This is a genomic window from Flavobacterium sp. 9, assembly GCF_002754195.1.
Lineage (GTDB): Bacteria > Bacteroidota > Bacteroidia > Flavobacteriales > Flavobacteriaceae > Flavobacterium.
In genome coordinates, this window is sequence record NZ_PEEU01000001.1 from 4,852,924 (window position 1) to 4,864,947 (window position 12,024).

The window sequence follows — 12,024 nt, forward strand, 5'->3', positions numbered from 1 at the left end:
TAAGGAATTATGAAAAAATGTTTATTTAATGAATAATACTGAGGTGTTTTGTTATATTTCTATAGTTAAGATTCATTATTCTTTGCGAAAAGCATTTTCTATTGAAAAATCGTCGCATAATTTTATGAATTTTATCTTCAAAACAGGGCTTTTTATTGTTTATATTTGTTCCTCTTTTTTTAATGAAAATATTACGAATTTTTAAACTTATATACATGTCAACATTACGTTTCCAAGCTTTACAAGAAGCTTCTACAAGAAAGCCGGTACATTTTGAAGAAATAGATAGAAAATCTAACATTTTTGGTTCAAATGTGTTTAATGAAAAAGCAATGAAGCAATTCCTGACTTCTGATGCTTTAAAAGGGGTAAGAGATGCGGTTCAACATGGAACTAAAATAGACAGAAAACTGGCAGATTATATCGCCATGGGAATGAAAGAATGGGCTCTTGCCAAAGGTGTTACACATTATACACACTGGTTTCAGCCTCTTACGGGAACAACTGCTGAAAAACACGATGCTTTTTTTGAAACTTCTTACGACGGAAGCGATCCTGTAGAAAAATTTGGCGGAGCACAATTAGTACAACAAGAACCGGATGCATCAAGTTTTCCGAACGGCGGAATCAGAAATACATTCGAAGCAAGAGGTTATACAGCTTGGGATCCAACTTCTCCAGCCTTTATATATGGAACAACTTTATGTATTCCAACTGTTTTTATAGCTTATACAGGAGAAGCTTTAGATAATAAGATTCCTTTATTAAGAGCTTTGTCAGTTATGGATGAAGCTGCGACAGAAGTTTGTAAATATTTTGATAAAAATGTAAAGAAAGTTACAGCGACTTTAGGTTGGGAACAAGAATACTTTTTGATTGATAAAGCATTAGCAAATTCACGTCCGGATTTAATGATGACCGGAAGAACATTATTAGGACATACTTCTGCAAAAGGACAACAATTAGACGACCACTATTTTGGATCTATTCCTACGCGTGCTTTAACGTATATGAGAGATTTAGAGCAGGAATGTATGTTATTGGGAATTCCGGTAAAAACACGTCATAATGAAGTTGCGCCAAATCAGTTTGAGTTGGCACCAATTTTCGAAGAAACAAATCTTGCTGTAGATCACAACTCCTTATTAATGGATGTTATGCAAAGAGTTGCAGAACGTCATGATTTTAAAGTATTATTTCACGAAAAACCATTCAAAGGAGTAAACGGTTCAGGGAAACACAATAACTGGTCATTGGCAACAGATACCGGAGTTAACTTGTTGAGTCCGAGTAAAACGCCAATGAGCAATTTACAATTTCTTACCTTCTTTATTAATACTATAAAAGCGGTTAACGATTACGAGACTTTATTAAGAGCTTCGATCGCAACAGCAAGTAACGATCACAGGTTGGGAGCAAACGAAGCGCCGCCGGCAATTATCTCTGTATTTATTGGAGCACAATTGACAAAAGTTTTATCTGAATTGGAAAGCGTTACTACAGGAAAATTATCTCCGGAAGAAAAAACAGATTTAAAACTAAATGTAGTTGGTAAAATTCCAGACGTACTTCTTGACAATACAGACAGAAACAGAACATCGCCATTTGCCTTTACAGGAAATAAATTTGAGTTTAGAGCTGTTGGTTCAAATGCAAACTGCTCGAATGCAATGACAACTCTGAATGCAATTGTGGCTAAACAATTAAGAGATTTCAAAACAGAAGTTGATTCATTGATCGAGTCGAAAGACATGAAAAAAGACGATGCAATTTTTAATGTTCTGAGAGAATACATCAAACAATCTAAAAAAATACTTTTTGAAGGTGACGGATATAGTGAGGCTTGGGAAAAAGAAGCAGCAAAAAGAGGTTTAAGTAATTTTAAAACCACTCCGGAAGCGATCAAAGCCAAAGTTTCGAAACAAGCATTAGATTTATTTTCGGAATTAGGAATTCTTAATCATATTGAGGCAGAAGCGCGTTACGAAATAGAATTGGAGGAATACACTAAGAAAATTCAGATTGAAGGAAGAGTTTTAGGAGATATCGCAAGAAATCACGTAATTCCAACTGCAATTCGTTACCAAAATACTTTAATTGAAAACGTAAAAGGATTAAAAGAAATCTTCGGAAAAGAATTTGAAACCATTGCAAAAGAGCAAATCGTTTTAATCAAAGAAATTTCAGGACATATTGAAGGAATAAATTCTAAAGTATTGGCAATGACCAATGAAAGAAAAAAAGCAAATCAATTAACCGATGCTCAAAAAATGGCAGAAACATATTGCAATAAAGTAAAACCATATTTTGAAGATATTAGAAATCATTGCGACAAATTAGAATTATTAGTAGACGACGAAAGTTGGACATTAACTAAATACAGAGAATTGTTGTTTACAAAATAACAATTACACAACATTGTCAAAAAGCCCGTCTTAAAAAGACGGGCTTTTTTTGTGATTATGTTAAAATAAAGGTAAAACTAGTTTGAATTTAACAAATGTTTTAGGTTAATTGTAAAGAAATTGTAATATGTAGCCTATTTCGTATCAATTTTTTTTTGAATTACAGTAGTTCATCGAGATAGTTTTACCTTTCATCGAAAAGTAGTTAAGCTCTTGTAAAATAGCTGTTTGTACTTTATTTGGATTTCGATAAGTTTTCTAATTTTGAATCTGCGAAAGAGAAAAAGAAACTTTAGGTTTCATTTTCAAATGACATTTTTGGAAGCTTGATTTCCCCCAATCACACTGACCTACATAATAACTTGTATTAATAACCAATTAAATATATTTATTATGAAAAAAGTAATTTTAAGTATCTCCGCGATGCTTTTTGTTGGTGCAATCGGAACCGCACAAATTCTACCAGGAACTATTGCTCCAAACTCAAGTTATGTGAACCAAACAGGCTCTAGCCAGGATGCTTATGTTCATCAAATTGGAACTGCTCAAAGTTCTAGTGTAAAACAAATGGATTGGGATAATACATCACAAGTTTATCAAGGTGTAAATCCATCTCAAATGACAATTCTTGGCGTTAACATTTCTCATGACAACTTAGCAGAAGTAGTACAAGATGGAGAACAAAACAATGCTTTTATCTCTCAAAATAACTGGAGAAATAAAGCGTACCAAACTCAAGTTGGAGACAAAAATGAGGCAACCATCTGGCAAGATGAGACAAATGTTTCTTATGGTCTTTTTACAGGTAACTTAAAAGGAGAAGACAAAGCAACGCAAACTCAAAACGGTAAACACAACAAAGCAACAATTGACCAGGGAACAAGCGGAAATACATTGCCAACTGCTGCTGTATTTACAGGTATGGCTCCTTTGACAACTTCAGTACCGGCTTCTCCTCATGGAAAAAACAAAGCTACTCAAACACAAACCGGAAGCTATGGCGAAGCTTATGCAAGCCAAGGTGGTTTAAGCAATGAGTCAAATCAAACACAAACTAGTGGAGCTTTTGCTACTGCTGCTTCTAAAAACGTTTCTAACCACTACCAATTTGGAGATAACAACTTAGCTAACTCTACTCAAACTGGTTACAGAAACATTGAAAATGTACTACAAGAAGGAGACGGAAACAAATCTTACGGAACACAAACTGCTGCATCATTCTTCTCTACAGGAAATGTAAGCGTTGTGCTGCAACAAGGTAATGTGAACTTATCAAATGTGATTCAAAGTAATTAAAAATGGTCCTAGAAATACATAAATATAACAGCTAAATTTTATTTAGCTGTTATATTTTAAAATCATAGAAAAATGAAAACTAGCTTTTTATATATTTTTCTTTTCACAACGCTTTTTTCTGTATCAGGACAACAAAAAGAAGATACTTCAGGATTTAAGCCTTATAGTTCTTCTGTGTTTGATTCTAAAGATACAGCTTTGAGCATAGTATCATCGATTAATAAAAAAAGCACAGATCAATTACAGTTACAACAAGTGCAGCAATTTTCGCAAGGCGTAATAATTCAGCAAATAGGCGATTACAATAAAGCCAATGCAGAAGTTGATGCTTCAAAAATTAATATTTCGGTTTTCCAAAAAGGAGATTTTAATGAGTTATCGTTAGTAAAAGATGCTAAAACAATATCTCAGAATTTCATCCAACAAGGAAAAAACAATAGTATTTCAGATTACTCTTTTCGAACAAATCTTGACATAAAAACAGAGATGATTCAAAACGGGAACGATCAAAAAATACAAAGTTATGGCTCAAATTCTATTTCAAAAGATATGAAAATTACACAAACCGGAAATGGAGCTTCAGTCATTATTTTAAACAAATTAAACTAAAAGAAATGCAATTTTTATTCAGATACATACTCTTGAGTTTTTTGTTTTTTAGTGCTGTTTTGACCGGGCAGGTTTCGGTTCCTCAAAATCAGATAAAAGCAAAAATAGACATCGAGAAAATAGAAGATAACTTTAAAATCACAGGAACGGCAGAAAACCTGACTGATGTTCTTAAAAGTGCTTCTTATCGATTATCTGTAATAAAAAATAATGATAAAAGTGATAATCAGTCTAATAATTCTCAAGTGGGAATTTTTACACTAGAACCAAATGAAGTTAAAAAATTGTCAACTACTCAAATAAATGTGAGTGCAGATGATGAGGTTATTGTATTGCTATTGTTCTATGATGAAAACAAAGAAATAGTAGCAAAAGACAGAGTGGTTCTGGGTGAAGAAAAAAAAAAGATGATGTAATAATTATGCCCGTTGACGGATTTGAGTTAAGAGGTATCGTAACAGATGATACGAAGACCAAAATGGGAAAAGATTTTTACGATAAGTATTATTACAAATACAATGACATTGGAATAAATGCAAAAAAAATAGTTGTTATAACTGAAGAATATAGTTTTGGAAGAAATACAAAAATAACCGTCTGGATAGACAACGAAGTTATTTATGATTTTTTAGTGCGACCGGACGATGAATTTTTAGAAGCTGTAGCTCAGGAATCAATCAATGCAACTATTTATTATTTGAAAGATTTAGAAAAACAACGCAAATATTTCACTCAGTATTAATTTTATTATTAAGGTCATGAAATTTATTTTAAGCCTCTTATTATTCCTTCTGTTTTCACCATTTATCAGATCACAAGCGTTGGTTTACAAGCCTGTAAATCCAGCTTTTGGAGGTGATACTTTTAATTATCAGTGGCTCTTAAGCAGCGCTGAATCTCAAAATAAATTAAAAGACAAAACAGCAGTCACACCACAAAAAACAGATCTGGAGCAATTTAAAGCAAGTTTAAATGCCCAGTTATTAAGTCAGATCTCAAGCTCACTTTATAAACAGCAATTTGGAACAGATGGTTTATCTGTAGGTTCGTACACTTTTGGAAGTTATTCAGTCGATATATTCCCTTCGTCCCAAGGTTTATCGGTGAACATTTTAGATACAACTACAGGAGAACAGACACAAGTAATCATTCCAAATAAATAAAATGAGAAATCACTATTTATTGCTGTTATTTGTTTTTTTATTTTCGGGTTGCGGTGCTTTTTACAATCAGCCAACCGGAGTAGAAAAAGCAGTTCTGGGCGAAAGCACACCAGCAACTTCTCTATTAAAAGAACTTCCAAAACCAAAAGAACAAATTGTAGTTGGAGTTTATAAATTTAGAGATCAGACAGGACAATACAAACCTCAGGAAAACGGAAGCAATTTTAGTACCGCCGTAACTCAGGGCGCAACTTCGATATTGCTAAAAGCGCTGGAAGATTCTAAATGGTTTATACCAATCGAACGTGAAAATATTGGAAACTTATTGCAGGAACGAAACCTTATTCGATCTACAAGACAAGAGTATTCAAAAAATCCAAATCCAAATGAACCACAATTAACACCATTGTTATACGCAGGAGTTCTACTGGAAGGCGGAATTATCTCGTATGATTCCAATATTATTACAGGCGGTTTTGGAGCTCGATATTTTGGTACCGGCGGTTCTATAAAATACCGTCAGGATCGTGTAACGGTTTATTTGAGAATGGTTTCAACCTCAAACGGAAAAATTTTGAAATCAGTTTACGTCTCAAAAACAATCTTGTCACAAGCAATAGACGAAAGTTTGTTTAAGTATGTAAGCTTTAAAAGATTACTTGAAGTAGAAACAGGATATACTACAAACGAACCTGTTCATATGGCAGTTACCGAAGCTATAGAAAAAGCAGTTCAATCATTGGTTTTAGAAGGAATTCAGGACAATATCTGGCAAGCAGATGCAACGCCATCAGAATTGAAAATCGCCATGAACAAATATGAAACCGAGAACGAAGTCGCAGACCGTACCGCATTATATGGAAGAGATTTAGAGCCAAGACGTTCTAAGTTTGCTATCGAAATTGATGGAGGAACTTCACTTATTGATGGCGATTATGTAAATCCGGTTTTAAAACCAATGGGACGTGGCGCTTTAAAATGGTTCATTACACCCAGTCTTAATCTAAGCGCTTCTACAAATGCAGTTTTGCTCGCCAATAAGGATTTACTTGATGTGGGATATCTCACTTATGATTTAAATCTGGAACTTTTACTGCTGCCAAGAGATAAATTTAGTCCTTATATATATGGTGGCGGAGGATTTGGAATGAATAAGAAATTTGAAAACACACATTCTAAAGTACAGTTTGGTGCAGGAGTAGAATATCTCGTATCGAATGCTATCGGAATTAAATTATTTGGAGAATATAATGTCAATTTTAGTGATAATCTGGATTATATCGAGGCAGGAGTCCGAGATGATTATTACTATAAATTCGGATTGGGATTGACGTATTATTTTTCGAGTCATAAAAATAAGAGTAAAAAATAGCCTGTTGAATAATTTAAAACACAGATGATGAGTAACTTATATTTTAAATTTTGTTTTCTTTTTTTCATTGTGCTAAGTTCTTGCAGTGAAGAAAAAATAGACGCCGTAAGCTACGGAACCGTTACCGGAAAAGTAGTAATCGCAGACAGCTTTTTGCCAATGGAGAACGCAAAAATTACATCAAGCCCAACTTCTGGAACCGTTTTTACAGATGCCGACGGGAAATTTGTAATGACTAACGTAAAAATTGGAGAATACTCCTTTCAGGCTCAAAAAGATGGTTATATCGCAAAATACGAATCAGTAACTGTGACAGCCAACAATACATCTGAAGTTATATTTGAGATAAAAAAATCAACAGGAAATAACAAAGCGCCTGCAATTCCGGCTTTGACAGCTCCTACAGACAATGCCGTAAAACAAAATACAGCACTCGATCTTACCTGGACAGCAACAGATCCTGATAATGATGTTTTGACTTTTAAAGTCACTTTGCGAAATGATGCTAATACAGATGTAAAAGTTTTTACAGATATAAAAGATAAAAAATTATCACTAACAGGATTATTATATGGAGTAAAATACTTTTGGCAAGTAACCGTAAATGACGGAATAAACGCAGATGTTTTAAGCGCTGTAAGTTCATTTACCACAATAACATTCCCAACCACGAGATATTTGGTAGTTAATAAAGTGGGTGACAATAATGTAATATCTTCGATTGATGATGCAGGCAATAAATATCAACTCACGGCCAATGAAACCAATAGTTGGAGACCGAGAAGAAATACACAAGCCAAAAAAATCGCTTTTATAAGAGCCAGCGGAGGACAAAATCATATTTATACCATGAACGAAGACGGATCATCGATCACAAAAATCACAAACTCGGTTCCTATTGCAGGCTTTAATTCAGATTATATAGGCTTTAGTTGGAATACCTCAGGAAGCCAGATTATTTATCCGAATTTTGATAAACTCTACCGAATCAATAATAACGGAAGCGGTTTGGTACAAATTTATAAAACACCAACCGGCAAGTTTATATCAGAATGTGATTGGAGTAATGACGGCACGAAAATCGCTTTAAAAGTTAATGATGTCAGCGGTTATAGTGTAGAAATTTATGTTATAAATATGTCAGGAACCGTACTTACTCAGGTACTTTTCGGATATAAAGGAGCCACAAACGGATTAAATTTTTCGATAACCGGACAAAAACTGCTTTATGCCAGAGATATTTCTGAATATGAAAATCAGAATTACAGACAACTCGACAGCCGAATTTTTGAGTACAATTTTGCTACTTCAACTGCAGTATCAATTACCAACGAAAAACCAGCAGGAACGAATGATTATGATCCAAGATATTCGCCTAATGAAGCCGAATTTATTTTTACCAATACTTCAAATGATGGCGTATCTGCAAAAACTGTAATGAAAAGTGGTATTTCAACCGCAGATACACGCGTCAATTTATTTTCAGGATTCTATATGCCAGATTGGGAATAGCCGAAAAAGATCAAAATTTTTAAACCAATTTTATTATAGAAAATCGGCAGAGACAACAAACTGCCGATTTTTTTTGTGAAACAGACATCGGAATCAATCAAAGAATTAAAAAAAGGGATTATCTTTGCACCACATCAACACAAACTAAGTTTCATGAGTTCAGATTCTAGCAAAAGGTACGCACAAAGAGGTGTTTCGGCATCAAAAGAAGACGTACACAACGCCATAAAAAACATCGATAAAGGTTTATTTCCTCAAGCATTTTGTAAAATCGTCCCTGATTATTTAACGCAGGACGAAGAATATTGCTTGATAATGCACGCAGACGGAGCAGGTACAAAGTCGTCATTAGCGTATATGTATTGGAAAGAAACCGGAGATATTTCAGTTTGGAAAGGAATCGCTCAAGATGCTTTAATCATGAATATCGACGATTTATTATGTGTTGGAGCAACAGATAATATCTTGCTTTCTTCTACAATTGGAAGAAATAAAAACTTAATTCCAGCCGAAGTTATTTCAGCAATCATCAATGGGACAGAAGAATTAATCAACGAATTAAAATCTTTTGGCGTAACTATTCATTCAACAGGAGGAGAAACTGCTGATGTTGGAGACGTAGTTCGTACCATAATTGTCGATTCTACCGTTACCGCTCGCATGAAACGCAGCGATGTAGTCGATAATGCAAGTATCAAAGCCGGAGACGTAATTGTAGGTTTGACTTCTTTTGGTCAGGCAACTTACGAAAAAAGCTATAATGGCGGAATGGGAAGCAATGGATTAACATCTGCGCGTCATGATGTTTTTGGAAAATATTTGGCTAAAAAATATCCGGAAAGTTACGATGCCCTTGTTCCAGAAGAATTAATTTATTCAGGTCAGGTAAATTTAACCGATGCCGTAGAGAACAGCCCAATCAATGCAGGTCAATTAGTACTTTCTCCAACGAGAACTTACGCGCCAATTATCAAGAAAATTTTAGACACTTATACACCAAACGAAATTCACGGAATGGTGCATTGCAGTGGAGGAGCACAGACAAAAATTTTACATTTCGTTCAAAACCTTCACATTATAAAAGATAATTTATTTCCGGTTCCACCATTATTTAAATTAATTCAGGAACAATCAAAAACAGATTGGAAAGAAATGTATCAGGTTTTCAATTGCGGTCACCGTATGGAAATCTACGTTCCGGAGAATATTGCACAAGATATTATTGCAATTTCAAAATCATTCAATGTCGATGCACAAATCGTAGGTAGAGTAGAAGCAGCCGATGCTAAAAAACTTACTATCACCAGCGAATACGGAACATTCGAGTATTAGGATTTAAGTTGCAAAGGTTCTGAGTTACTAAGGTTTTGAGCTTAATATTAGAAGTAAATATTAAAATTTATTCAGCATATAATGCGTAGAGGCGCACAGCAGTGCGTCTCCCGCAAAGTTAGACATCGCTTTTGAAAGTCGATTGTCAGGCTGAGCGAAGTCGAAGCCCGTTCCAATTTTCTAGACTTCAACTTCGATAAAGAATAAAATTTTATAAAATAATAACCATTAGCTTTTTTAGGAGCTAATCCCGATAGTAGTGAAAATCCTTTTGTTTTTTAAAGAAAAAACAAAAGGATTTTCACTACTATCGGGGCTAAAAAACATCAGGCTATGTACGAATTACTTTTTTGGAAATATTTAGAAGAAGTTTACTTAAATCATCACGAAGTTTACGAAGCCCTTGTCGAAAAAGAAGAAGTCGAAGGTTTAGAAAAACTTCCTGTTGAGGTAATCATGAACAGAATCAATTCTGTTTTTTCAGAATGGGAAAAAGTAGATGAAAACAGCTGGAAAAATACCAACGGAAAAGGAGCATTTCAAGTAATTACAACACCACAAAGTGTCAAAATCGATTGTTACGGAACTGAAGGTAAAACCATGAACAAGTTAGTTGCCTTAATGGAAGAATTCAAATGTCCGTTGTACGATCCGCAAGTTCCGGAGCGATATGACGAAATGAGTGAGTAATAGATTTATTATTCTTTAAATCTTGTGAATCTTTGAAAAATAAAATATCACAGCGTTGCATGAAGGCGTCAAAAGTATAGTCCCTACGGGACATTTTTATAAGTCATTCATTTTATTTTACCAATATCTAACTCCTATCGGAGTATTTCAAATCAGATTAAATATCTCGGAGAGATTAAATATTGGTAGAAACATATTTTACAAATTCCTCATTTGTCCCGTAGGGACTACATAATTAAACCAGAAAAAAATATTGGATATTTTTATAATCTATTAAATCTGCGACAAAAAAAATATGAATACAACATCAAATTTCAGTTTCTCAGACAACATTATCCTTGAAGACGATTTAGTTTTATTGCGTCCATTACAAGAATCCGACGTCGATAATTTATTAGAAATCTCGATCAACGAGCCAGAAACCTGGAAGTATTCATTAGTTGGTGCAGACGGAAAAGAAAATTTGATAAAATACATCCAATCGGCAATAAAAGCGCGAGAAGACAAAAAAGAATTTCCGTTTATTGTATTCGATAAAAAAACTCAAAAATACGCAGGATCAACACGTTTTTACGATATTCAATTAGAGTACAAAACCCTGCAATTAGGATATACGTGGTACGGTTCAGCCTTTAGAGGAACCGGACTCAACAAACACTGCAAATTTTTATTGCTGCAATTTGCTTTCGAAACACTCGGAATGGAGCGTGTAGAATTCCGTGCTGATAATAATAACGAGCGAAGTGTCGCTGCGATGAAAAGCATCGGTTGCAAAGTCGAAGGCGTTTTAAGAAGCCACATGCCAACTGCAAACAGTGAAGTAAGACGTGATTCTATAGTTCTAAGCATTCTAAGAGATGAATGGTTTGCTGAGGTAAAAGAAAATTTAAGGAAGAAATTATAGTTTGGTACTACTGGTAGTAACTTTTCGGAAAATTAGGTAAAGAAAATATACTGTCATCTAGTTTCTCCTCACTTATTTCAATTGCTGTATAGGTAGTTGTAAAATTTTCTCCTTCATATTTATATTTTAACCAAGGCGCTTTTGTTTGCTTAAAATATATATCAGTAAAACTAAATTTACTGTCTTTATAATTTTCCGGATTTATATATAATGAGGAATCATACCAATAATAATTTTTAGTATTCTCCATTTCATGAATTAATAATTTACATTTTCGGTTAAGAATTATTTTTTCAGAATTGTCAAATTTAGAAGTAATTAACTTTCGTGTTTCCTCGTTATAAGGTGTTACAAAAAGAGTATCAATACCATTTCTATAATCATATTCCTTATTGTCATTCTTAATAAAATATATGGTATTTATATCTTCTCCATTATATGACATTTTAAAATTACCATTCTTAAAGTATTTTGTCATTCTGGTACCATATATTTTTTGAAGATTTTCTGTAGATATGTTATTTGTTTTAGAAACTACAGAAACTTCATAAGTAATTTTTCCTTCGAATTCATTTTTGTTGTTTTCAATATTTTTTTTCTGGCAACTAGAAGTAGCAAATATTAAAATTGATAAAAGTAGTGTAATTGATTTCATTTGATGTTTTTGTTATTATCGCTAGCGTTATCCTTTTGTTATTGCAACTTATAAAAATAGTTCTTTACGCAGAACGAAAATAGAAA

The 12,024-nt window shown here is 33.7% G+C and carries 12 protein-coding genes; 11 read left to right on the plus strand and 1 reads right to left on the minus strand.

Annotated features, from left to right (window positions below; genetic code table 11):
* Nucleotides 1–215: 215 nt before the first annotated feature.
* From CLU81_RS20210 to CLU81_RS20260, 11 genes are all read left to right on the plus strand, one after another.
* Entirely contained in the window at nt 216–2,405 is a 2,190-nt protein-coding gene (locus CLU81_RS20210) for a glutamine synthetase III (RefSeq protein ID WP_099711446.1), read from the plus strand.
* A 393-nt stretch (nt 2,406–2,798) separates the two neighbouring features.
* Entirely contained in the window at nt 2,799–3,701 is a 903-nt protein-coding gene (locus tag CLU81_RS20215; protein ID WP_099711447.1) for a hypothetical protein, read from the plus strand.
* A gap of 72 nt (nt 3,702–3,773) precedes the next feature.
* Complete coding sequence (locus CLU81_RS20220; RefSeq protein WP_099711448.1) at nt 3,774–4,310, plus strand: hypothetical protein; 537 nt, start codon at nt 3,774–3,776, stop codon at nt 4,308–4,310.
* Between the two features lie 5 nt (nt 4,311–4,315).
* Complete coding sequence (gene csgH / locus CLU81_RS20225; protein WP_099711449.1) at nt 4,316–4,726, plus strand: curli-like amyloid fiber formation chaperone CsgH; 411 nt, start codon at nt 4,316–4,318, stop codon at nt 4,724–4,726.
* Nucleotides 4,727–4,731: 5 nt separating this feature from the next.
* A complete protein-coding gene (locus CLU81_RS20230; protein WP_099711450.1) occupies nt 4,732–5,052 on the plus strand; it encodes a CsgE family curli-type amyloid fiber assembly protein in 321 nt (106 codons plus the stop codon).
* A gap of 16 nt (nt 5,053–5,068) precedes the next feature.
* Complete coding sequence (locus tag CLU81_RS20235; protein ID WP_099711451.1) at nt 5,069–5,473, plus strand: curli production assembly/transport component CsgF; 405 nt, start codon at nt 5,069–5,071, stop codon at nt 5,471–5,473.
* Between the two features lies 1 nt (nt 5,474).
* Complete coding sequence (locus CLU81_RS20240) at nt 5,475–6,845, plus strand: CsgG/HfaB family protein (protein ID WP_099711452.1); 1,371 nt, start codon at nt 5,475–5,477, stop codon at nt 6,843–6,845.
* 24 nt (nt 6,846–6,869) lie between these two features.
* Nucleotides 6,870–8,357 carry a carboxypeptidase regulatory-like domain-containing protein gene (locus CLU81_RS20245; RefSeq protein WP_099711453.1) on the plus strand — a complete coding sequence of 496 codons (1,488 nt, stop codon included), beginning with the start codon at nt 6,870–6,872 and terminating at the stop codon, nt 8,355–8,357.
* Between the two features lie 153 nt (nt 8,358–8,510).
* The gene (locus CLU81_RS20250) at nt 8,511–9,689 is read left to right on the plus strand and encodes an AIR synthase related protein (protein WP_099711454.1); all 1,179 of its coding nucleotides are present in this window, start codon (nt 8,511–8,513) and stop codon (nt 9,687–9,689) included.
* Nucleotides 9,690–10,022: 333 nt separating this feature from the next.
* Nucleotides 10,023–10,379 (plus strand): hypothetical protein, encoded by a 357-nt coding sequence (locus CLU81_RS20255; protein WP_099711455.1) that lies wholly within the window; start codon nt 10,023–10,025, stop codon nt 10,377–10,379.
* Between the two features lie 295 nt (nt 10,380–10,674).
* The gene (locus CLU81_RS20260) at nt 10,675–11,283 is read left to right on the plus strand and encodes a GNAT family N-acetyltransferase (RefSeq protein WP_099711456.1); all 609 of its coding nucleotides are present in this window, start codon (nt 10,675–10,677) and stop codon (nt 11,281–11,283) included.
* Between the two features lie 7 nt (nt 11,284–11,290).
* Here the strand turns inward: CLU81_RS20260 and CLU81_RS20265 are convergent, their stop codons facing one another.
* Complete coding sequence (locus CLU81_RS20265; protein WP_099711457.1) at nt 11,291–11,938, minus strand: hypothetical protein; 648 nt, start codon at nt 11,936–11,938, stop codon at nt 11,291–11,293.
* Nucleotides 11,939–12,024 lie beyond the last annotated feature (86 nt).

Excerpts from the sequence above, each read along its gene's own strand:
- CLU81_RS20210 (WP_099711446.1), top strand. The coding sequence starts at position 216 with ATGTCAACATTACGTTTCCAAGCTTTACAAGAAGCTTCTACAAGAAAG.
- CLU81_RS20260 (WP_099711456.1), top strand. The coding sequence starts at position 10,675 with ATGAATACAACATCAAATTTCAGTTTCTCAGACAACATTATCCTTGAA.
- CLU81_RS20215 (WP_099711447.1), top strand. The coding sequence starts at position 2,799 with ATGAAAAAAGTAATTTTAAGTATCTCCGCGATGCTTTTTGTTGGTGCA.
- CLU81_RS20235 (WP_099711451.1), top strand. The coding sequence starts at position 5,069 with ATGAAATTTATTTTAAGCCTCTTATTATTCCTTCTGTTTTCACCATTT.
- CLU81_RS20250 (WP_099711454.1), top strand. The coding sequence starts at position 8,511 with ATGAGTTCAGATTCTAGCAAAAGGTACGCACAAAGAGGTGTTTCGGCA.
- csgH (WP_099711449.1), top strand. The coding sequence starts at position 4,316 with ATGCAATTTTTATTCAGATACATACTCTTGAGTTTTTTGTTTTTTAGT.
- CLU81_RS20265 (WP_099711457.1), bottom strand. The coding sequence starts at position 11,938 with ATGAAATCAATTACACTACTTTTATCAATTTTAATATTTGCTACTTCT.
- CLU81_RS20240 (WP_099711452.1), top strand. The coding sequence starts at position 5,475 with ATGAGAAATCACTATTTATTGCTGTTATTTGTTTTTTTATTTTCGGGT.
- CLU81_RS20230 (WP_099711450.1), top strand. The coding sequence starts at position 4,732 with ATGCCCGTTGACGGATTTGAGTTAAGAGGTATCGTAACAGATGATACG.
- CLU81_RS20245 (WP_099711453.1), top strand. The coding sequence starts at position 6,870 with ATGATGAGTAACTTATATTTTAAATTTTGTTTTCTTTTTTTCATTGTG.
- CLU81_RS20255 (WP_099711455.1), top strand. The coding sequence starts at position 10,023 with ATGTACGAATTACTTTTTTGGAAATATTTAGAAGAAGTTTACTTAAAT.
- CLU81_RS20220 (WP_099711448.1), top strand. The coding sequence starts at position 3,774 with ATGAAAACTAGCTTTTTATATATTTTTCTTTTCACAACGCTTTTTTCT.